The 21,532-nt window shown below is 64.8% G+C and carries 14 protein-coding genes; 3 read left to right on the forward strand and 11 right to left on the reverse strand.

The window, feature by feature from the left end:
- The first annotated feature begins 58 nt into the window (after positions 1 to 58).
- Together IC757_RS03805 and IC757_RS03810 are read left to right on the forward strand one after the other, a co-directional pair.
- Positions 59 to 955 carry a diguanylate cyclase gene (locus IC757_RS03805; protein WP_190976062.1) on the forward strand — a complete coding sequence of 299 codons (897 nt, stop codon included), beginning with the start codon at positions 59 to 61 and terminating at the stop codon, positions 953 to 955.
- A 99-nt stretch (positions 956 to 1,054) separates the two neighbouring features.
- A complete protein-coding gene (locus IC757_RS03810) occupies positions 1,055 to 3,415 on the forward strand; it encodes a tetratricopeptide repeat-containing serine/threonine-protein kinase (protein ID WP_190976063.1) in 2,361 nt (786 codons plus the stop codon).
- Positions 3,416 to 3,436: 21 nt separating this feature from the next.
- On the opposite strand, the gene IC757_RS03815 is transcribed toward IC757_RS03810, so the two are convergent.
- Positions 3,437 to 5,485, reverse strand: coding sequence for a M3 family metallopeptidase (locus IC757_RS03815; RefSeq protein ID WP_190976064.1), 2,049 nt, complete (start codon positions 5,483 to 5,485; stop codon positions 3,437 to 3,439).
- Positions 5,482 to 6,726, reverse strand: a complete 1,245-nt coding sequence (locus IC757_RS03820; RefSeq protein ID WP_190976065.1) for an aminotransferase class I/II-fold pyridoxal phosphate-dependent enzyme — start codon at positions 6,724 to 6,726, stop codon at positions 5,482 to 5,484. The genes IC757_RS03815 and IC757_RS03820 overlap by 4 nt, the downstream gene beginning before the upstream one ends.
- A 232-nt stretch (positions 6,727 to 6,958) precedes the next feature.
- On the opposite strand from IC757_RS03820, the gene IC757_RS03825 reads away from it, so the two are divergent.
- On the forward strand, positions 6,959 to 9,844 hold the full coding sequence (locus tag IC757_RS03825) for a M14 family zinc carboxypeptidase (RefSeq protein ID WP_190976066.1): 2,886 nt from the start codon (positions 6,959 to 6,961) through the stop codon (positions 9,842 to 9,844).
- Between the two features lie 27 nt (positions 9,845 to 9,871).
- Here the strand turns inward: IC757_RS03825 and IC757_RS03830 are convergent, their stop codons facing one another.
- The 9 genes from IC757_RS03830 to IC757_RS03870 form a co-directional block, all read right to left on the reverse strand.
- Positions 9,872 to 10,714 (reverse strand): FAD-binding oxidoreductase, encoded by an 843-nt coding sequence (locus IC757_RS03830; protein ID WP_190976067.1) that lies wholly within the window; start codon positions 10,712 to 10,714, stop codon positions 9,872 to 9,874.
- Positions 10,715 to 10,718: 4 nt separating this feature from the next.
- Positions 10,719 to 10,931, reverse strand: coding sequence for a hypothetical protein (locus tag IC757_RS03835; protein WP_190976068.1), 213 nt, complete (start codon positions 10,929 to 10,931; stop codon positions 10,719 to 10,721).
- Positions 10,928 to 11,515, reverse strand: a complete 588-nt coding sequence (locus IC757_RS03840) for an electron transport complex protein RnfA (protein WP_190976069.1) — start codon at positions 11,513 to 11,515, stop codon at positions 10,928 to 10,930. Before IC757_RS03840 ends, IC757_RS03835 begins: the two co-directional genes overlap by 4 nt.
- Complete coding sequence (gene rsxE / locus IC757_RS03845; RefSeq protein ID WP_223846242.1) at positions 11,512 to 12,153, reverse strand: electron transport complex subunit RsxE; 642 nt, start codon at positions 12,151 to 12,153, stop codon at positions 11,512 to 11,514. The genes IC757_RS03840 and rsxE overlap by 4 nt, the downstream gene beginning before the upstream one ends.
- Positions 12,146 to 12,814: an FMN-binding protein gene (locus IC757_RS03850; RefSeq protein WP_190976071.1), complete on the reverse strand. Its 669-nt coding sequence runs from the start codon at positions 12,812 to 12,814 to the stop codon at positions 12,146 to 12,148. Before IC757_RS03850 ends, rsxE begins: the two co-directional genes overlap by 8 nt.
- The gene (locus tag IC757_RS03855) at positions 12,811 to 13,824 is read right to left on the reverse strand and encodes an RnfABCDGE type electron transport complex subunit D (protein ID WP_190976072.1); all 1,014 of its coding nucleotides are present in this window, start codon (positions 13,822 to 13,824) and stop codon (positions 12,811 to 12,813) included. Before IC757_RS03855 ends, IC757_RS03850 begins: the two co-directional genes overlap by 4 nt.
- Positions 13,821 to 15,170 carry an RnfABCDGE type electron transport complex subunit C gene (locus IC757_RS03860; protein ID WP_223846243.1) on the reverse strand — a complete coding sequence of 450 codons (1,350 nt, stop codon included), beginning with the start codon at positions 15,168 to 15,170 and terminating at the stop codon, positions 13,821 to 13,823. Before IC757_RS03860 ends, IC757_RS03855 begins: the two co-directional genes overlap by 4 nt.
- Positions 15,171 to 20,093 (reverse strand): 2-oxoacid:acceptor oxidoreductase family protein, encoded by a 4,923-nt coding sequence (locus IC757_RS03865; RefSeq protein ID WP_223846244.1) that lies wholly within the window; start codon positions 20,091 to 20,093, stop codon positions 15,171 to 15,173.
- A 212-nt stretch (positions 20,094 to 20,305) separates the two neighbouring features.
- Positions 20,306 to 21,274 carry a (Fe-S)-binding protein gene (locus IC757_RS03870; RefSeq protein ID WP_223846245.1) on the reverse strand — a complete coding sequence of 323 codons (969 nt, stop codon included), beginning with the start codon at positions 21,272 to 21,274 and terminating at the stop codon, positions 20,306 to 20,308.
- Between the last annotated feature and the right edge of the window lie 258 nt (positions 21,275 to 21,532).

The raw sequence follows: 21,532 nt of genomic DNA on the forward strand, positions 1-21,532 counted from the left end.
AATACGTTGTAAACTCCGAAGCCGGGGACGTGGGCCAGGACGAGAAACGGACAAAGACTTGGTCGACAAGACTGACAAGAGCACCCGGACTGATTCGGAGACGGTCATTGCTGGTACCCGGCGTGAAACGCGGGACAACCACGATGCCTGCCTGGTCATCATTCGCGGCCCACGCCTGGGCTCGCGCATCGTGCTGGGTCGCAAGCCCGTGGTCATCGGGCGCAGTATCGACAGCGACTTCCAGATATCCGAGCGCAGCATCTCGCGGCAGCACTGCCGCATCATTGCCGAGGGTGACCGCTACTGGATCGAGGACCTGGGCTCGACCAACCAAACCTATCTCAACGAGGACGTCGTCGAGCGTTCCGCGCTACGTGATGGGGATCACATTCGCATCAGTCAGACGGTGCTGAAGTTCGTCGATGAGGGCAATATCGAGGCCGGCTACCATTCGGAGTTGCATGAAAGCACCATTCGCGATGCGCTCACCGGCCTGTACAACCGTCGCCACGCCATGGCCTTGCTCAAGACCGAGGTCGCCAAGGCCGAGCGGGAGCCCGACCGGGAACTCACCGTCATGATCCTGGATCTTGATTTCTTCAAGGAAATCAACGACGAATACGGTCACCTGGCCGGCGATGGCGTGTTGCGCAAGGTGGCCGAGATCGCCCGCGACCGGGTGCGAGCCTCCGATACCTTCGCCCGTATCGGTGGCGAGGAGTTTGCGGTCATTCTGCCCGATACCAACATTGCCGATGCACACCGCATCGCCGAGTCGATTCGCAAGGCCATAGAAATGGAAACCTTCAATGTCGGTGGCGAAGTGCGAAAGGTGACCTTGTCCGGCGGCATTGCGTCGTGGTCGAGCGCCTTCGAAGACATGAGCGACCTGTTGCGCGAGGCCGACCGCCGGCTCTACCAGGCCAAGAGTTCCGGTCGCAACCAGATCTGCTGAACACCCCTTTGGCCCAAGCTGCGGTGACGGCTCCGGCAGGGTAGGCGGTGAGACATCTCGTAGAATGCATCTTGGCTTCCTGACTCGGGAGGACGGATTATGACTCACAGACCATCGGACGATGATGCGACCCAGGTCGAGTCAGCCGGGGATGAATTCGAGCGCAACGAGGCGGCTCGGGAGCTGTCTCGTGTCGGTCCGTATCGACTGATCAGCCTGCTGGGTCGTGGCGGCATGGGGGCCGTCTATCTGGCCGAGCAGCTCGAGCCGGTGCGCCGCAAGGTGGCACTCAAGCTCGTCCGGCAGCAAACCGGAAAGGGCGTGGCCGGAGCTCTGTTCGAGGTCGAACGCCAGATGCTGGCGCAGATGCGCCATCCCTATATCGCGCAGGTTTACGACGCGGGCACGACCGGCGAAGGCCGGCCGTGGTTTGCGATGGAATGGGTGCCGGGCAAACCAATCGATGCCTTTTGCCAGCACCGGGAGCTGGAGCGCGTGGAGCGGGTCAGGCTGTTCATGCGGGTCTGCCAGGGCGTGCAGCATGCGCATCACCGGGGCATCATCCACCGCGACCTCAAGCCCGCCAACGTGCTGGTTTCCGAAATCGACGGTGAGTACTTGCCCAAGATCATCGATTTCGGCGTCGCCACCAGTGTGATCGACGAGGAGGGCGGCAGCCGGAATATCAGCAGCGACCGGGCCGGAACCATTGGCTACATGAGCCCGGAGCAGAATGCCGAAGACGGCATGGCCATCGATACCCGCACCGATGTCTTTTCGCTCGGGGTCATGCTGTTTGAACTGCTGACCCGGCATCGGCCGCCGGCAGGCCGCGATTCGGAAACACTGGAATCGTTCTGCCAGTCGCTGAGCTCACCGGGACGCAGCCGGCCGGCTGGAGGCAACCCGACCGCGCAACCGGTAGAAGAAGCCCTGGCCTCCGCATCGAGTCTTGACTATGAATTGCGCTGGATACTGGCCCGCGCGCTGGCGCCGGACCGAGATGACCGCTACGAGTCGGCCGCGGCCCTGGCCAGAGACCTGGAGTGCTTCCTGAATGGTGATGTGGTCCGGGCCGTTCCCCCCACGCGTCGCTATCACTGGCGCAAGTTCCTCTGGAAGCATCGTGTGCCCGTGACCGCCGGCAGCCTGGTCGGGGTTTCGCTGGTTATTGGACTGGCGGTGTCGCTGTGGCTGCTGATTCAAGTGCAGTACGAGCGTGACCGGGCACAGGAGCAGGCCGAACGGGCCGAGCAGACATCCGGTTTCGTGACCCGAATGCTCGGTTCGATCAACCCGGATTATGCTGATGGTGCCGATACGGCGCTGATGCGGCGCGTACTGGATGATGCAGCCGAGCGCGCGACGTCTGAGCTCGCCGATCGACCGGCCATTCTGGCCGAGATTGAACACACCATCGGGCGGGCCTATTTCCTGATCGGCGAACACGATACATCGGGCTCTCATTTCCAGACGGCGCGGGAGTTGACTGCAAGCGACCCGGATCTTCGCAACCTGCATGTCGACGTGCTGCGGCATATCGCCGAACTGCATGGTCGCCGGGGTGACTTCGAGGAGGGTCTGGCGAAAATTGACGGCTTGCTGGCATCGATTGAAGGCGAGTTGCCGGCGGATCATCCCCAGGTGCTCGACAGTCAGGCGATTCGTGCCTACCTGTTGCAGATGCTCGGAGACTACGAGGCGGCCGAGGAGCAGGCGATGCAGGTGATCGCCAGCAGTGCCGGAGACGAGTCAAGCGATATGCGCAATATCCATTACGAGACCATGCGCACCCTGGCCCAGATCCACTCCGACCAGATGAACTTCGACCAGGCGCACGAAGTGTACGAGGCTTTGCTCCAGTCGGTCGAAGACTGGGATGATCCCGCGGCCCGACGTCACCGTCTCGCAGCCCTAAGTGATCATGCAGTGGTCTATCTGCGCGAGCAGCAGTACGCGGAGGCCGAACCCCTGTTGCGGGAAGCCATCGAGGCGCAACGCGAGCTGTATGGTGAAGGTCACCCCTTGACCAGCCAGGCCATCAACAACCTGGGCGGGAGCCTGCGGCAGCAGGGCCGGCCGGAAGAGGCCCTGCCGCACTACCAGTATTCACTGGAATTATTCCGGGAGCACTTCGGTCAGGAACATCCACAGACCATTTTCGCCACCTACAACCTGGGCAACTGTCATCGGGATCTTGGGCAGTACGAGGAAGCGGTCGAGCTGCACCGCCAGGCGCTGGCCCTGGGCGAGGAGCATTTGTCGCAGAACCGGCATGTCCAGGGCATGCTACGACTCGGGCTGGGCCGCAGCGAACTGGCGCGGGAAAACGCCGAGGCGGCCAAGCAGCTGCTGCTCGAAGCCCATGAGATGTTGCTGGACACGGCCGGCGAATCCTACCACCGCACGATCGAAGCGGCCGAATACCTTGATAAGGCCCGGGCTGCCCTGGGTTCCTGACCCGGTCAGTCCGGGCCGGCGCTATCCGGTGGCTTGCGCCGCCACGCCGTAGGAGGCCAGCAGGGGCTCCAGTCGGGGCTCCTCGCCCCGGAACGCCTGCCAGGAATCGCGCATCGGTCGGCTGGCACCGACTTCCAGTATTTCCCTGGCCAGTTGTCGGCCCAGTCGCGGATCGAACAGGCCCTGCTCGACAAACAGTTCGAAGGCATCGCGCGCCAGCCGCTCGGCCCACAGGTAGCTGTAGTAGCCGGCCGCGTAGCCGCCGTCGAACAGGTGCGAGAAGCTCATCAGGTAACGATTGAACTCCGGTGCGGGAATCACCGCCACCTCGCCGTTGATGCGGCGCATGACTTCGACCGGGTCGGCATCGGTCTCGGCATGCAGGGTCAGGTCGGTCAGGGCGAACTCCACCTGCCGGATCAGGGCCAGGGCACCGTGGAACTGCTGGTCGGCTTTCAGGCCGGCGAGCAGGTCGGCCGGCAACGGCTCGCCGGTGTCGACATGACGGGCATAGCGCGCCAGCGCCGATTCGTCCCAGGCCCAGCCCTCCATGAGCTGGCTGGGCAGTTCCACCGCATCCCACTCCACGCCGCTGATGCCGCCGACGGCGGGAATCGGCACTTTGGTGAGCATGTGATGCAGGCAGTGACCGAATTCGTGGAACAGGGTGACGACATCGTCGTGGGTCAGCAAACTGGGCCGTCCATCCGACGGTGGGGCAAAGTTGCAGGTCAGGTAGGCAACCGGCAGTTGCAGGTGTTCACCCAGGTTCAGGCGGGTGCGGCATACATCCATCCAGGCACCGCCGGATTTTCGCGCCCGCGAATACAGGTCGAGATACAGGCCCGCGACCGGCTGGCCGTCGCCGCCGGTGACATGAAAATAGCGCACGTCCTCGTGCCAGGTTTCTATGGTCTCATCGGCTTCGAACCTGAGTCCGAACAATTCGCCGGCGGTGGTGAAGAGCCCATCGAACACGCGTGTGAGTTCGAACCAGGGCTTGAGTTTTTCCTGGTTGATGCCGAGCTTCTCGTCGCGCAGCTTCTCGCTCCAGTAGCCGATATCCCAGGGCGCAAGCGGTGTCGGTTCGCCGTGCCGGGCGGCAAACTCGGTGAGCTCATCGAGTTGCTCGCGTGCCATCGGGCGGGCGCGTTCGGCCAGGTCACGCAGGAAGGACTCGACCTGATCAGCGCTTTCGGCCATGCGCGTGGACAGGCGCAGCGCGGCGTGGTGTTCAAATCCCAGCAGTGCGGCCTGTTCCTGTCGCAGGGCCAGCATCTCGCGAATGATCGGTGAATTGTCGAACTGCCCGCCCTGAGGCCCGGTTTCGGAAGCACGCGTGGCGAAGGCCCGGTAGAAACGTTCGCGCAGTTCCCGGTCGTCGGCATAGGTGGCAATGGCGCGGTAGGCCGGGAAGGACAGGTTGGCCAGCCAGCCATCCTGGCCGTGCTGCTGGGCCAGGCCGGCCAGCAGTTCGAGTTCCGAATCGGGCAGACCCGCCAGGGCCGTGGCATCAGCGAAGTGTTCGCTGTAGCCCTCGGTGGCATCGAGCACGTGGTTGCCAAAGCGGTTGCCCAGCTCCGACAGGCGCAGCTCGATCTCGGCAAAGCGCTGGCGTTCGTCCTCGGGCAGTTTGACGCCGGAGAGGCGGAAATCACGCAATTCGTGCTCGACGGTGGCCCGGAGTGCATCGGATTGCGATTCGAAGTCGTCGCGTGCGGCCAGCGTCTGCCAGGCCTCGAACAGTTTCCGGTTCTGACCGCGCTCGGTATGGAAGCGGGTCATCGGCTCCAGGCACTGCTGGTAGGCGTCGCGCCATTCCGGCGTGTTGGTCACTCCGTGTAGGTGAGAGATGCTCGACCAGGCCGCACTCAGCGCGTCATCAGCCAGGGTTTCGGCCTCGACCACGCTGGCATAGTCGGGTTGGTCGAGTTGCTCGATGGTCTCGATGACCCGTCGGTATTCGCCCAATCGCTGCTCGATTGCCGGCAGCGCGTGTTCGGGTCGGATCGAGGCAAAACGGGGCAGCCCCGGCGCCAGCAGGGGATTGTCCTTTTCGGTTGGAGTCATTCTACGGCCTGGATGCGTTGCGGTTCGTCGGCGAGTTCCTCGAGCAGATCGTCAATGCGCCCGAAAGCTGCCGTCAGCTCCTCGGCTTCCGGCAGGAGGGTGAGCCGGAAGTGGTTGCGTTCGCGGATATTGAAGCTCGAGCCGGGCACGATCAGGATGTGCTTGTGCTCGAGCAATTCGGCGGCGAAGCGGTGGTCGTCGAAATCGGGAAAGACCTCCGGGTTGACCGACGGGAATGCGTACATCGCGCCCATCGGAGTGACCAGGTCGAGGAAGCGACTTCTCCGGCAGGCCTCGATGACCGCCTGACGCGAATCGTACAGGCGTCCGCCGCGCGCGACCAGGTCGGCAATGGACTGGTAGCCGCCCAGCGCGGTCTGCACTGCCCACTGGCCCGGGACATTGGCCGACAAGCGCAATGCCGCCAGCTTCTCCACCGCCAGCCGGTATTCCTCGGCCCGCTCCAGCGCACCGGTAAACACAGCCCAGCCGACGCGCCAGCCGCAGGCGCGGTAGACCTTGGACAGGCCACCGAAACTTACGCACAAGGTATCCGGCGCCAGCGGCGCCATGGGCTGAAAGCGTGCCTCGTCATAGCAGATGGAGTCGTAGATTTCGTCGCAGAACAGGATCAGGTCATGCCGGGTGGCGAAATCGGCCAACTGCTTCAGTACGCTTTCCGGGTATACCGCGCCGGTCGGGTTGTTGGGGTTGATCACCACCAGTGCCCGGGTCTTCTTCGTGACCAGCTTTTCCAGTTCGGCAACATCGGGAACGAAACCATTGCCGGCTCGACAGGGGTAATGCACCGCCTGGCCGCCGTTGAGCGTCACCGCCGCGGTCCACAGCGGGTAGTCGGGCGCGGGCACCAGTACCTCCTCGCCGGGATCGAGCAGCGAGCGCAGCACGATATCGACCAGCTCCGAGACGCCGTTGCCGACGATGACCTGGTCGTAGCGGGTATCGGTCAGCCCGCGCGACTGGAACTGCATCGCCACGGCTTCCCGTGCCGGGAAGATTCCGGTTTGTGGCCCGTATCCTTCCGAGTACTTCAGGTTTCGCACGATCGCCCGACGCATGGTCTCGGGCGTGCGAAAGCCGAACGCCCCCGGATTGCCGATGTTCAGATGCAGGATGTCGTTGCCCTGCTGCTCGAGTTCGCGCGCTCGCCGGGCCAGCGCGCCACGAATCTCGTAGCGCACCTCGTCGATCCGGCCAGCGGTTCTGAATGACGGTTTCATGGGTCAATGATAGCGTTTCGGCTTGCGTGCCGGTAGGTTGCGTGTTGCAGTGGAAATTTTGATGAACTATTCCGCCGTTAACGGGATCATAACGAATTGCCGTGGTTTGATCGTTCGTAGCTCATCATCGGACAATGCATGCCACGCACTACAGCATGCAGGGAGATCAGAACGAGAATCAAACGCTCTCCTGCAGCCGAAACATGTCACAAAAAAGAAGGAAGCAATGTTGATGCGATATCTTGCCCTGGTAATGTTGCTGGCCTGCACGCCGATGCTGGCCGATACCCCGTACCCCGATCCGGCGCCGTCGCCGCTGGCCGGGCTGGAGTACACCGAATCCCTCTATCCGGCCGGTGCCGATCACGATCCGGATTTCCCCACGCCCGACGAGGTGCTGGGTTTCCCGGTTGGCCAGAGAGTGGCCACATCCGAGCAGATTGCCGAGTACGCGCGCATTGTTGCCGAGGCCTCCGATCGTGTCGAGCTGGTCGAGTACGGCCAGACCTACGAGGGCCGCGATCTGCTCTACCTGGTTTTTTCCTCGCCCGACAATCTGGCCCGTTCTGAAACGATCCGAGAGGATCTGGGCAAGCTGGCCGATCCGCGCGATGTATCGTCGAGCCAGCGCGAGGAGCTGATTTCCGACTTGCCCGGCGTGGCCTGGATGGCCTATTCCATTCACGGCAATGAAAGTTCGGGCGCGGACTCGGCACTGGCGGTGATGTATCACCTGGCCGCCGACCGTTCCGAGGTCACGCTCGAGATGCTCGATGAGCTGGTGGTCATTGTCGATCCCAACATGAACCCGGATGGGCGCATGCGCTTTGTCAATGCCGTGCACCAGACCCGTGGCGCCCAGCCCAACGTAGACGACCGTTCGCTGGTGCATGCTGGCTACTGGCCCTACGGGCGCGGCAACCACTATCTGTTCGATCTCAACCGCGACTGGATCTACGTGCGCCACCCCGAGACTCGTGGTCGCATTCCGCACATCATCGACTGGCGCCCGCTGCTGTTTGTCGATGCCCACGAGATGGGTTCGCAGGATACCTACCTGTTTTCGCCGGCCCGGGAGCCGCACAACCCGCACTTCCCGCCGTATCGCTACCCGCGCGGCGACGAGTTGGCCGACGACATGGCCGAGGCCTTTGACGAGTTCGGCTATCCGTATTACTCGGGCGAATGGCACGAAGACTGGTATCCCGGCTATACCGATGCCTGGGCCAGCCTGCGCGGCGCCCAGGGCATTCTCTACGAACAGGCCCGCATTGCCGAGGACGGCGTACAGCGCCCGACTCACCTGATCAGCTACAAGCAGTCGGTGCACCACCAGGTGTTGGCGACCTTCGCCAATCTCGAAACGCTCAAGCGCGAGCGCGAATCCATGCTGCGCGAGTACGCCGAGGATCGCGCCAACGTGGTTTCGGCGCGCGGTCCCTACGGCAGCCGCAGCTTTGCCATCCTGCCGACCGACAACCAGGGCCGGATCAATGATCTGCTCGACCTGCTCGACGTACAGCAGTTCGAGGCCTACCGCCTGACCCGCGATACTCGTGTTTCGCGCGCGACCGACCAGCTCGGACGCGAGCAGCGCAGCCTGACCCTGCCGGCCGGCACGATCATCATTCCCAACCGCCAGCCCGAGGCACGACTTATCGCGGCCATGTTCGAGTTCGATCCCAGGCTCTCGGAGAAGGCCTTGACCGTCGAGCGCGAGCGCATCCTCACCGAAGGCAGCTCCACCATCTACGACACCACCGGCTGGAACATTTCGATGATGTTCGGCCTGGAGGCACTGACCGTGCCGCAGCACATCGACAGCAATGTCGAACCGATCGATTTCTCCGAGCGTTTCGAGTCGCCGGCCTTTCCGTCGATCGGCAATGCGGTCGCCCTGATCGTGCCGGGCAGCGATGACCGTGCGGTGGCGCTGGCCGCACGCCTGATGGAGCGCGATGTGCACGTGCGGGCCAATGTGCGGCCTTCCGAGCTTGAAAGCGTGGATCTTCCAGTCGGTTCAATCGCGGTCACGCTTGATGACAACCGACACCTTGATGACTGGACTCGTCCGGTTCGCGAAGCCGCTGCCGATCTGGGTGTACGCGTGCATGCCGTTGGCCATGGCCGCGCACCCGGCGACCTGGCTGACCTGGGCGGTCGCCAGTGGCAGGTATTGACCCAGCCGAAGATCGCGCTGCTCTCGCGCGGCTCAAACAACATGCTGGATTTCGGGGCGGTCTGGTATGCCCTGGATCACCGCGTCGGCGTGCGTCACAGCCATCTTGACGAAGAGCGCATCGGTTTCGCCGATCTGCAGCGCTATAACGTGCTCTACCTGCCCGAGCGCTGGGGAGGCGGTTCGCTGCCCGATGGCCTGAACCGTCAGCTCGAAGAATGGGTGCGCGCCGGGGGCACGCTAGTGGCCGTGGGCAATTCGGCACGTGCGCTGATGAGTGGCGAAGAGCCGCTGGTCTCGACGCGCGACCTACCCCAGGTGATCGGTGAAGATCTGACCGACTATCAGGATGCCATTCACCGCGAATGGCTGGGCCACAACCGGCCGCTGCCCGACGATATCTGGGGCCATTCGGCGGGTGATAGTGCCGAGTACCCCTGGAGTGGTATCGAAGAGGGCCAACTGCCCGCCGACGAGCGCCAGCGCCGCGATCAGTGGCAAAGCCAGTTCATGCCCTCCGGTACGCTGGTAGGTGCCCGCGTCGATAGCGGTCACTGGCTGGCCGGCGGCACGGGCGATTTCCTCACAGTGCTGTTTTCCAACTCGCCCATCATGATGAGCAAGCCGCCGGTGCAGGCGCCGCTGCGCGTCGGTGTCTACAGCGAAGGCGAGGCCGACGGTCGCCTGGTCGGCTGGGGCCCGGTGCCGGAAGGCCAGGAGCTGATGGTGCGTGCCGGCGGCCTGCTGTGGCCAGAAGCACGCGACCGCATCGCCAACGCCGCCTGGGTCACGCGTGAGTCGGTCGGCAGGGGCCAGGTCATCCTGTTCGCCCACGCCCCGGCTTTCCGCGCCGCCCAACTCGGCGCCATGCGCATTCTCGAAAACGCACTCATCCTCGGCCCGGGGCTGGGAACGAACCAGCCGGTGGAGTTGCCCTGACGGCCAGTGCGGTCATAGGCCGGGTTATCAATACAAGAGGCTGGTCCAACGACCAGCCGACTCGAGTTCCTGCTTGCGTTCGGCCCAAGCCCCGGCACTGCCGGCGGCTTCGGCCATGGCCTGGTCGAACTGCTCGCCCACCCAGTGCAGGCCGGCGATGTAGACGTGAACCTCGGGCTCGCCCAGCAACTGCCAGACCTCGTCTCGGTGCGAGCGAATGGCCGCGGTCAGGTCTTCGCGGTCGCCCCAGGCCGGACGCGGGCTGACCACGGACACCGGCGAGAAGCCCTCTGCGCGCTCGGATATCTCGTTTACATCGCTGCTGTAGACCGATTCCAGGCCGGTGCGTGCGCCGTGGAACAGCATGACCTTTCCCTGCCAGTCGCGTTCCTCGTAGAGTTCGCGCAGCATGGCGCGGAATGGCGCAATGCCGGTACCCAGGCCGATCATCAGCAACGGCGTGTACGGATCGCTCGGGATGAGGAACGGCAACCCCACCGGGCCGGCCAGCGAGAGCCTGTCGCCTTGCTGCAGATCGCACAGGTAGTTCGAGGCGATCCCCGGAAAGCGCTCCCCGCTGTACGGGTCGATAAAACTGCAGCGTTTGACGCAAAGCGTGAAGCGGCCGGGGCCGAGCTCGGCGGGTGTGCGTGCGACCGTGTAGAGGCGCACATGCTCCTGCTGGCCGAATTCATGTGGCCCGGTCACCGAAACCGCCACGCTCTGTCCGGCGCGGAAGTCGTGTTCGTCTTCAACGGTTTCGAGCAACAGTTCGCGCACTTCCTCGCGTGCCTCCGGCGGTGTCAGGGCGGTATTGGCAATGACCTTCGCCGCCCAGCTTGCACCCAGATCAAGATCCTCGATTCTCATGACGTCATTTCTCCTCTTTGCTCGATTCGGCCGCAGTGCCTTCGCGCCGACGCGGGCAGTCCGTTTGACAGGCGCAACTCGTTCCGCAGGCACTTGGTCTTGCAAGTGCATCGCTTTCGGCCGGTTGATCCATGCACTTGAGCCAGGCGCGCTGGACCGCGAACCAGACCAGGCACAGCACGACGAGCACGACAGGTCCGATCCAGATCTGGCTCATGTCGTCCCTCCGATGCCGGAAAAGCCGGTGAAGGCCAGCGACAGAATGCCGGCCAGGACCAGCGTGACGGCCACGCCGCGGACCGGGTCGGGTACATCGACCAGGCGCAGACGCTCGCGCATGCCGGCCATCAGCACCAGTGCCAGGGTGAAGCCGGCGCCGGCGCCGAAGGCGAATACCAGGCCCTCGACCAGGCCGTAGTCGCGGCGGGTCTGGAACAGGGCGACGGCCAGGATGGCGCAGTTGGTGGTGATCAGCGGCAGGAAGATGCCAAGCGCCTTGAACAGGGCCGGGCTGGTCTTGCGCACGAACATCTCGACCAGTTGCACGGCCGAGGCGATGACCACGATATAGCTGATCAGCGACAGGTATTCGGCCCCGATCAGGCCCAGCACGCGGTCGATGGCCCAGGCACACAACGAGGCCACCAGCATGACGAAGGTGACGGCCAGGCCCATGCGGCTGGCGCTTTGCAGCTGGGCCGAAACGCCCAGAAAGGGACAGATGCCCAGGAAATAGGCCAGCACGAAGTTGTTGACCAGGGTGGCATTCAAAAAAAGCGCCCACAGTTCGGTCTCGTTCATGCGCGCACCTCCCGCCGCTTCAATCGCCGGTCGAGCAGGGTGAAACCGACCACCAGCGCGGCCAGGGTGAAGAAGCCGCCGCCGGGCAACTGCATGACATGCCAGGGTTCGAAGTTCTCCGGCATCACCTGGTTGCCGAACAGCGTGCCGCGACCCAGCACTTCGCGCAGGCTGCCCAGTGTGACCAGCCCCAGCGCAAAGCCCGCACCCGTGCCCAGCGCATCGAGTGCCGCCACCGACACCGGCTGGCGCGAAGCCGTGATTTCGATGCGGCTCAAGATCATGCAGTTGACCACGATCAGTAGCAGGAACGCGCCCAGGGCGCGGTGCAGCTCCAGCGCAAAGGCCTCGATGAGCATGTCGGTCAGGGTCACGAATGTGGCGATGATCAGCACGAAACAGGCCAGGCGCACCTGCGGCGGAATGATGCTTCTCAGTGAGGAAATGACGATGGCCGAGGCCAGCAGCACCGAGGCGGTGGCCAGGCTCATGGTCAGGGCATTGACGGCGGTATTGCTGACCGCCAGCACCGGGCACATGCCCAGGGCCTGGACCAGGATGGGGTTCTCGCGCCACAGCCCGGCCCGGAGCCGTTCGGGCCCGTTCTCGCGCTCGGTCGCCGGGATCGAATCAGCCACCTCGACCTCCGGCCAATTCATCAAAGTCCTCGCGCAGGATGGGCAGCCAGTCGGCCAGGCCATGGTTGATGATACGGGTGACGGAAAACACGGACACCGTGGCTCCGCTGATGGCATCGACCTCGCCATCCTCGTAACGCGCGTTCTCGCGCACCTGCAATCGCTGCAGGCGCTGCTGATCGTCGAACGGCAGTTGGATACGGGTAAAGCTCTCGACCCACTCCTTGTCATCGGTGATGACCGTGCCGATGCCCGGGGTCTCGCGCGAGGCGACCACGCGCATGCCGGTCAGCCGGTCCAGATCCCGGTGCAGGCCGAACACCAGCTCGATGGTGTCGGCATAGCCTGAGCCGCTGCTGACGATGGCCGCGCCCACCGCCTGTCCGCGATCGTCCAGGCCGATGAACAACTCATGTTTATCGCCTTCTTCACTCAAACGCGGGCGACCATCGGCATCACGCGTATAGATCAGGTAGCTTTCTGCGCCCGGCATGACGGTCAGCGCCGCCTCGCCGAGCTCGCCGCCGCGCTGGGCCATGACCATGGGGCGGGTCCATTCATGCACCACGGCAATCGCCAGGCCGGCCACTAGGGCGATGGTCACCAGCACGGCCTGGATACGCAGGACGGAGCCGACACCTTGATTGCTTGCGCCTGTCATCGTTCCACTCCTTTGGGCAGCGGCCGTGGCCGGGTCCAACGATCGATATGCGGTGTGAGTGCGCTGCCCAGCAGCAGCGCATACATCACGCCTTCGACATGGCCGCTGAACTGGCGCATCACCACCACCAGCGCGCCGATGGCCAGCCCGTAGATCCAGGCACCGCGACGTGTCGTCGGCGAAATGCCCGGGTCGGTGGCGAAGAACCAGGCGCCCAGCATCAACCCGCCGCTGCCCAGTGCCGTCCATACCTCCGGATGGCGTTCGGCATCCAGCCCGTGCAGGAGGGCGCTGAGTGCGGCGACCGTGCCCAGCAGGGCGACGGGAATGCGCCAGTCGATCATTCGCCTGATCGCCAGGTACACCCCGCCGAGCAGCAACAGCACGGCACTGGTCTCGCCGACCGAACCTGCCACGATGCCCAGCCACAGATCGGCGGTCGGGGCGCCGGCCTCACCGGCCTTCGTCGCGGTCAGCGGCGTGGCGCCGCTGAGTCCGTCATAGGGCGCGGTGGGTGACATGAACGGCTGCGCCAGGCTGGTGGCTGGCAGTTCGCTCACGCGACCGGGGGCAAGGGGGGTGACCCAGGCCTGGGCCATGGCGGTCGGGAAGGCGGCCTGCAGAATGACGCGGCCGACCAGTGCCGGATGGAAAACCGGCCCGCCCAGGCCACCGAAAAGATGCTTGCCGATTGCGACGGCAACAAAACCGCCGACCGCCACCATCCACAGCGGCAGCGCCGGCGGCAGACTCAGGCCCAGCAACAGCCCGGTGAGCATGGCCGAACCGTCGTCCAGCGCCGAAGGCGCTGCGCAGGCGCGCTCGGCCAGCAGGCAGGCCAGTATGGCCACAGTGATAGTAGCCAGTGCCGCCAGTCCGAACACGGCGACGGCAAACAGGGTGACCGGCAGCAGCGCGATGACGCTGTGCAGCATCCACTGCGGTACGGCAGCGCCGGCGTGCAGATGCGGGGAGGTGGACAGACGCAGGCGGCAGGTCGGCGACGTCATGCCGGTTCCTCCCCGGCCGCGAGCGCTTTGGCGCGTCGCGACTGTTTCTTGGCGGCACGAAACATCTGCACCAATGGAATATGCGAGGGGCAGACGTAGGCACAGCAGCCGCATTCGAAACACCGTTCCAGGTGCCAGTCCTCGACCATGGCCTGGATCTCGCCGCGGCGCGCCAGCAAGCCCAGCTCGGCCGGGTGCAATTGCAACGGGCAGGCGGCCACGCACTCGCCGCAGCGGATGCAGGCCATGGGCTCGGGCAGCGATGCCTGTTCATTTGCCACCATGGCGACAAAGCCGGTCGCGCCCTTGGTGATGGGTCGGTCCAGGTGGCCCAGCGCGTGGCCACGCATCGGCCCGCCGTCAAGTACGCGGTCGAGCTCGGAATGCGCCCCGGCCTGGGCCAGGGCGAAGCCGACCGGTGTGCCCAGTGGCACTCGGTAGTTGCCGGTATCACGCAGGCCGTCGCCTGCCAGTGTTATCAACTGATCGGTCATGGTCAGCCCATGCGAGAGCAGGCGGCCGATCTCGGCCACGGTGGCCAGGCTGAACACCATCGCTTTTTCGGCGTTGAAGGCAGGGATTCCCTCGACAGGGCGCCTGGCCAGGGTTCGCACCAGAAGTTCGGCCGCACCCTGCGGATAGCGCGGTCGCAGAACTGCCAGGACAGGGCGGTCATGGTTTTCCGAATCGGCCAGCATGGCGCTGGCAGAGTTGGCATCGGGCTTCTCGACCGCCAGCACGGCGTCTTGCGAGCCCAGCACCTTGCCCAGAAAGCGCGCCCCGCTGATCACATCGGAGCCATGCCGGGCGAGTAGTGCAGGGACACGAGTAAAACCCGGCTCGCCCTCGATGCCGTTGATGACCAGCACCGCGACACCGCGCTTGCGGGCGCGCTGCAGGCGTTGATGGGTGGGGCCGCGCTCGCCGCCGAGTCCGATGATGCCGGCCTCGCGGATGGCGGCCAGCAATTCGTCGGCATCGAGCCGGTCCGCGTCGAAAGTCCGCTCGCGCGCTTGCTCCTGGGTATCGCCCGGCAGTGGCGCCAGCTCGATCACGCCCACGGTGCCGCCGGCGCCGTCGGACTGTTCCCCGATACGCACCACGCGTCCGGTCGCCGGTGCGTGCAGCGGCACGGCCGTTTCGTCTTCGGCTCGGGCCAGCAACTGGCCGCGCAACACCTCTTCGCCGGCGCGCACCACGGCCACCGCCGCTGCTCCGGCATGCTGCCTCAAGGGCAGGCGCAAGAGCGGTGCAAACGGCATTTGCCGGACCACGGCATCGGCGGCGATACGATCAGGCATTGCCAACTTGATACCGCCCGAGAATGATGTTCGATGCCGAAACATTTAATTGTATTTTTCGCCGCGCTTGATCCAGCGCTCGATGTCCGAAGCACTGCGGTCGCGCGGCAGGCCGGGATGGATGATGCCCTCCTTGCAGCGCTCGGCGGCCTTGACCAGGTCGCTGTAGGGGCCGGCGTCGGGGTTCTTGATCACCGCCTTGCCGTCGCTGTTGTAGGCGAACATGCGCGGGTTGATCAGGGTGCATTCGTCGCAGGCCGAACACTCCGGGGTGTCGATCCAGGGCGCGATGTAGTCGGAGTTGTCCTCGGTCGGAGCCGACTTCTGCTCTGGTGATGGTGCCGGGGTGGACTTGGCCTCCGTGCTGGTCGGGGCCTCCTCGCCGTCAGCCAGGCGCAGCAGGGAATCGCTCAGCCGCCCGATCAGTTCGGCGCGGATCTGTTCGACCATTTCCTCGCGTTCGGTCGCCGGCGGAGCGGCCGGCTCTGCCAGTTCCTGTAGCAGGCGCCAGAAATCGCGCCGGTCCTCGCATGAGGCCACCAGGTCGGCCGAGACCAGCAGCCGGCCCGGTTCGCCGTCGGGCAGCAGGTGCCAGATGAACGGGAAGCGGTCTTCGCGTTCGTCCGAGCCCAGCTCCAGGTACTCGGCCAACGGCAGCATGCCGTCATGCCAGGCCTCTTTCGGCACGGCGCGGAAATGCTTGCGGAATCGGCCCTCGCTGGCGGCGAAGTCGGCGAAGGTCAGCGGCAGTTCGAGTTCGCGCTTGATGCCGTGGCGACGGTACTTGAGCTTGTACTCGGGCCAGTCGGCGTCCGGCGCGGGGTTGCCGGACAGATCCAGGCCGTCACTGAAACGCGCACCGCGGCCGGGGCTGAACCGGAACAGCGGGTAGGCGCGAGATTCCACCGCCAGCTTGGCCTGGGCATAACCGGCGTCGTCGGCAATGCCGTGTTCGGGCTGACAGGAGGTGTAGCAGTTGAACACCGCCGGCGTGCGGCTGGTCAGCCCCTCGATGAAGCCCTCGATCATGTGGCTGGGCTGGGCGATGGTGCTCTGCAGCACGTAACTGGTGCGGTGCGCCATGGCCAGCAGGCCGAGCTCCTTGCGCACTTCCTGCTTGCCTTGCGCAGCCTTGCCGAAGGCGGCCATGTCCGAGACCTGGCCGAAGAAGCCCGAGGTACAGGCCTGGCCGCCGGTGTTGGAGTAGACCTGGGTGTCGAGCACCAGCACCTTGATCGGCTTGCCCGACATCATCAGCCTTGAGAGGTTCTGGAAGCCGATGTCGTACATCGCGCCGTCGCCGCCGATGGCCACCACCGGCGGACACAGCGCATATTCCTCGTCGGAGAAAGACCGCCAGTCGAAATGTTCGAGTGCCTCGCGGTCTTCGCTCGAGGCCTGCTCTCCGGCCAGTTCCAGCTCGGCCTCGCGCACGGCGCGGAAGCCTTCGGCCATCTTGCTCATGTGCCCTTCGAACAGGCCCATGGCCAGCGAGGGGCTGTCCTGGAACAGGTGATTGGCCCACGGGAAGGGGTAGGGGTTGTAGGGGAAGGTCGAGCCCCACACCGACGAGCAGCCGGTGGCATTGGTGATGCCCATGGCCGCGCGCCCGCGGCCGGTGGTGCCGCCGGTGTAGCGCTCGCGTAAGCTCTCCAGCTTGCGGATCAGGCCCGAGACCCGTTTGAGCCAGTCGCGGTCGATCTGGGTCGCGTCGGGATTGTCCTGACTGGCCTTGTCGACCAGTTCGGCCAGGCTCATTTGACTTTCAGCGTCGCTGGCCAGATCGTCCACGTGGCTGATATCCAGACCTTCGACCACCGCCTGGCTCAGGCGTTGGTTGAGGCGGTCGATCAGTTCATCGAGACGCGCCACCCAGGCCTTGATCCGCGGCTGCATCAGTGCTTCCACGGTGGCGGTGAACAGGCGGATCACGGTCTTTTCCGAGCAGCCCAGGCAGGCGCCGTCACCGCTGGTGAACGGCAGGTAGATTTCCTTTTTCAGCAGGATGTTGTCGAGCACGCCGATGGCCTGTTCCAGGTCGTCGATGCGCAGGAAGTCATCATTGGTGCTCGGCAGGTCACGCCAGATGTCCCAGCGCCGGCGCAGGGTGTCCAGGGAGTCGCCGGTTTGGGTGACCTGCTCGAGCGCGCCGTCGTCGCACACGGCCACGCATTCGCCGCAGCCCTTGCAGGTTTCCGGGTTGATGGTGATGCTGAGCAGACCGCCGCTGCCGGCCTCGTTCTTCTCGCGCTGGGTGTAGAAGGGGCGGGTCAGCGACCACTGGAAATCACTTAAAGCGCTCTCCAGCCAGCCGAACTCGGTTTCCAGCTCGGCGCGTTCTTCCGGGTCTGTGGTGTCGGCAAGCTGGGCCTCGATGGCTTCGCTGATCAGGCCGCGTGCGGCGGTACCGGCGCCGGCCTCGTCGAACAGCTTGCGGGCCTTGCCCTCCAGCGCTCCGATCACCCGCGGCAGCAATCGCGGCTGGTGGCCGTGTTTCCTGATGCGTTCCATGGCGGTGGCCAGGATTTCGCTGAAGGAATTGACCAGGCCCGGGATGGCGGTATCCGGGCACACGGTCCAGCAGTTGCCGCAGGCCGTACAGTTTTCCGGCAGCCAGACCGGGTGGACGTTGCGGATGCCGCTCATGTCGCGAAACAGCGCGGTCGAGGCGGGCAGGGTGCTTAAGGCCATGAACGGGTCGGCCAGGTTGTCGTTGCCCATGCCGTGCGCGTACAGGCTGCCGGTGTCGGCCCAGAAGCGTTGGATGTCGCTCAACGGCGCCTGGCTGGCCGGCAGCGTGCGCACGGTGATCGGCATGCGTGGCGCTGCCACCTCTTCGACGGATTCGTCGGGCAGGTCAAAGTCAGTGAGTTCTTTCAACTCGTCGAATCCGCGCCGGATCACGCGCAGGTTGTCCTCGACCACGCGCGCGCCGCGCGTGCCGAACTTGTGTTCCAGGCGCTCGCGCATGGCATCGATCAGGCTTTCCTCGTTCAGGCCGTGCTCTTCGAGCAGCCCGGTGGCGGCAAAGAAAGCCCCCTGGAAGGCGATCCCCTGCATGCGCTGCTCCAGGTCGGCGTCGCTGGCTTCCTCGCGCGCGATGCGAAAGGCGTCGAGATAACACAGCCGGATGTTGCGCTCGGCAATCTGGCGACGGTAGCGATCGGGAATGTGTTGCCACAGCGCCTCGGGCGTGGCCGCATCGGACTGGATGATGAGCAGGCCGCCTTCGCGCAGGCCTGCCAGCGCGTTGGTGTGACCGAATACGTTCGGATCGGGCGAGAGCACCACGTCGACATGCTGGTACTCGCCGTTGACCCGGATCGGCTCGGGCGCGACGGCCAGGTAGAAGGTGGTCGGCTGGCCCTTCTTTTCCGAGCCGTACTTGGGGTTGGCCTTGATATGCCAGCCGAGCAGGTCGAACAGCGTGGTGGCCAGGTGCTTGCCGGTGGTGATCGCGCCCCAGCCGCCGATCGAGTGCATGCGCACGGTAACGCATTCAGGCGGCATCAGGTTGGGACTTTCGCTGCCCTTGACCACCAGGTCGGCCAGCCCGTGGTAGTCGCGCGCAAGACGCTCCTGGCGAATCTGGTCCTTGGGATGCAGTGGTTTCTCGCGCAGGAAGTCGATGCTGAGGTAGTACATGCGCCGGGCTGCGCCATCGGGCAGCATGTTCTCCACCGCACCGATGAGATCGCCGGGCGTGACATCGCGGCTGCCCAGTCCAAAGCAGGCCGAGTACAGGTCGGGCGCGTCGGACAGCTTGTCGTAGACCGGCAGCCCGGCATGGATGGGCCGGTCGCCGGCGCGACCGTTTTCCAGGCACTTGCCTAACGAGGAACGAATCTCGCGCGCCAGCGGCGGGTCCACGGCCAGTGGCTGGTCGACGCGTTCGAGCACGGTGACCGCGCGGCGACCCTGCAGCATCCGGCCGATCCGATCGGCCGGGAAGGGACGGAACATCACCAGGTTGATCACGCCGACCTTGATGCCGCGCTTGTCGCGCAGGTAGTCGACCACGGCCTCGGCGGTGGGAATCACGCTGCCCTGACCCAGCAAAAGATACTCGGCATCGTCGGCGCGATACCCCATGACGCGCGCATGGGCACGCCCGGTCAGTTCGGCATACTCATTGAAGGCCTGATCGGCCAGGTCGGCAATGGCGTCGAAGAAGAACGGGCGCTGGGCGGCCACGCTTTGCATGTAGGAATCCTGATTCTGCACCGTGCCGGACATGATCGGGTTGTCCACGTCCCACAGCTCGGGCACGCGCCGGCGCGTGTCGCCGTAGATCAGTCGCTGGGCCGGTGTCGGGCATTCGATGATGTCGTCGGGACGGCCCAGATATTCGGCCACCAGTTCGCGCTCGGGCGCCATCAGCGATTCGATCAGGTGGGTGGTCAGAAACCCGTCCTGGGCGACGATGCCGGGATTGAGCGCCAGCTCGGCCAGACGGTGGGCAATCAGGTTGAGATCGGCCGCGGCCTGGGCATCGCGGGCAAAGACCTGGAAGAAGCCGGTGTCGTCGACGCAGTGATAGTCGTCGTGGCCGGCGTGTACATTGAGCGTGGCCTTGGTGATGGCGCGGCAGCCCACGTTGAGCACGTAGGTCAAGCGCTTGCCGACGGCCGGGTAGAGCGACTCGTGCATGTAGGCCACGCCCTGGCCGGACGAAAAGTTGGCCGCGCGCAGCCCGCTCATGGCCATGCCGGCGGTCACGGCCGCGGCGGCATGCTCGCCCTCGGGCTCGATGAAGATCAGCGGCCGGCCGGAAATGTTGTGGTAGCCGGCCGCGGCGGCCTCGGCCCAGCCTTCGCCCATCTGGGTCGATGGCGTGATCGGGTAGGCGCCGGCGGCATCGCTGGCATCGCGCTCGACCGCGACCACCGCGCTGTTGCCGTCCATGGCGGCGCGCGTTCCGGGGTATCGGGGCTGCGTTTCGGACTGGCGACGGGTGGCTCGTTTCATAAGAATTTCCTGGGCATTTATTGCAATTCGGGCAATGTGCGTCCTGGTTAAACCATGGTGCAGTCTCAGTTAATAATGAAACCGCAGATGAACGCTGATGAACGCAGATGTTTGCTGCGGGAATTTCTGCTGCAACTGATTGAATCTGTGTTCATCTGCGTTCATCCGCGGTTCAAAAATTTCGCTGAAAAATGGTTGAAGCATGTCAGTAATCAGAATCCCGCATGCCCCAGCCTCCGCAACTTGATCGGAATTCGGGCGCTGGCGCCGAGTTGCGGCTGACCGTTTTCGATCCAGACGATGGCGCCGGTGGGGCAGCGGTCGATGGCGCTGCGTGGCGGGGTACCTGACGCGCCGGCTACCGGCACCGGCAGATTGCCCTGCATGGCCAGCCATTCCGGCGCATCGCGCACGCAGCGCTCGCAGGCCGTACAGGCGACCTTGCAGGTCTCGAGCAATTCGCTGCCTTCCAGCGGATTGTTGCAGGCCACCCATAGTGGCTGCTTTTCGGGAACGATCCGGAACAGGTCCTTGGGACAGGCGCGCACGCAGTCGCCGCAGGCGGTGCACTTGGCCTCGTCGACCACGGGCAGGCCCAGCGGGCTCATGGCGATGGCATCGTAGTCGCAGGAGCGCTCGCAGTCGCCAAGACCCAAGCAGCCCCAGGCGCAAGCCTTGCCGCCGTCGTCGACCACCGTGGCAGCCGCACAAGTCGGCTCGCCCTGGTAGTCGGCCAGAAAGCGCGCGGTGTTGCGATCGCCGGCGCAGGCCAGTCGCGCCACGCGCCGCTCGGCCTGGCCGACCGCGACACCGAGAAAGTCGGCGACGCACTGCTGCGCCTGAATGGAACTGACCGAGCAGGCCGCCGGCACCGCTTCGCCGGCGAGCAAGGCTTGGGCAAATGCCCGGCAGCCGGGCTGGCCGCAGGCCCCGCAGTTGGTGCCCGGCAGCAGGGAGACCAGCTTTTCCAGGCGCTTGTCTTCCTCTACACGTAGATAGCGTCCGGCCAGCAACAGGCCGCTGGAAAGGAGTACCGCCAGTGCAGCCAGCGCCAGTGCGGCCATCAGCGCGCCGCTCAACGTAACCCCCCTGGCAGCTTGGTGCTTTTCAATGTCTGTCTTGCCAAAGTCATGATGACGTTGCCTTTCTTGCCCATCCCCGCGGTACTGAAGATCAGACATGGCATGATCAGTTCTTGCACTTGGGGCACCCGAAGTTGTCCTCAAAACACCTTGCAATACTTCAGACTAGCGCTTGCCGGCATTCCCTGACGTGACATGGCGCAAGAAATCCGCAGCGTCGTGATCAACCCGCATTAGTATGCCGAGTTGGGAGATCGGGAAGGAGAGATGCAGGCCCGGCAGGGCATGGGGGGTGCGCTGTCCGTCCAGGAAGAGTTCGATCAGGCACTTTACCGGGGCAAGGAGAGGGGACGAAAT

The sequence above is a fragment of the Wenzhouxiangella sp. AB-CW3 genome (genome assembly GCF_014725735.1).
GTDB lineage: Bacteria > Pseudomonadota > Gammaproteobacteria > Xanthomonadales > Wenzhouxiangellaceae > Wenzhouxiangella.

What these genes read in the sequence shown, in the direction of transcription:
- IC757_RS03810 (WP_190976063.1), top strand. Translation starts at nt 1,055, where the DNA reads ATGACTCACAGACCATCGGACGATGATGCGACCCAGGTCGAGTCAGCC.
- IC757_RS03815 (WP_190976064.1), bottom strand. Translation starts at nt 5,485, where the DNA reads ATGACTCCAACCGAAAAGGACAATCCCCTGCTGGCGCCGGGGCTGCCC.
- IC757_RS03820 (WP_190976065.1), bottom strand. Translation starts at nt 6,726, where the DNA reads ATGAAACCGTCATTCAGAACCGCTGGCCGGATCGACGAGGTGCGCTAC.
- IC757_RS03825 (WP_190976066.1), top strand. Translation starts at nt 6,959, where the DNA reads ATGCGATATCTTGCCCTGGTAATGTTGCTGGCCTGCACGCCGATGCTG.
- IC757_RS03830 (WP_190976067.1), bottom strand. Translation starts at nt 10,714, where the DNA reads ATGAGAATCGAGGATCTTGATCTGGGTGCAAGCTGGGCGGCGAAGGTC.
- IC757_RS03835 (WP_190976068.1), bottom strand. Translation starts at nt 10,931, where the DNA reads ATGAGCCAGATCTGGATCGGACCTGTCGTGCTCGTCGTGCTGTGCCTG.
- IC757_RS03840 (WP_190976069.1), bottom strand. Translation starts at nt 11,515, where the DNA reads ATGAACGAGACCGAACTGTGGGCGCTTTTTTTGAATGCCACCCTGGTC.
- IC757_RS03850 (WP_190976071.1), bottom strand. Translation starts at nt 12,814, where the DNA reads ATGACAGGCGCAAGCAATCAAGGTGTCGGCTCCGTCCTGCGTATCCAG.
- IC757_RS03855 (WP_190976072.1), bottom strand. Translation starts at nt 13,824, where the DNA reads ATGACGTCGCCGACCTGCCGCCTGCGTCTGTCCACCTCCCCGCATCTG.
- IC757_RS03860 (WP_223846243.1), bottom strand. Translation starts at nt 15,170, where the DNA reads ATGTTTCGGCATCGAACATCATTCTCGGGCGGTATCAAGTTGGCAATG.
- IC757_RS03865 (WP_223846244.1), bottom strand. Translation starts at nt 20,093, where the DNA reads ATGAAACGAGCCACCCGTCGCCAGTCCGAAACGCAGCCCCGATACCCC.
- IC757_RS03870 (WP_223846245.1), bottom strand. Translation starts at nt 21,274, where the DNA reads ATGTCTGATCTTCAGTACCGCGGGGATGGGCAAGAAAGGCAACGTCAT.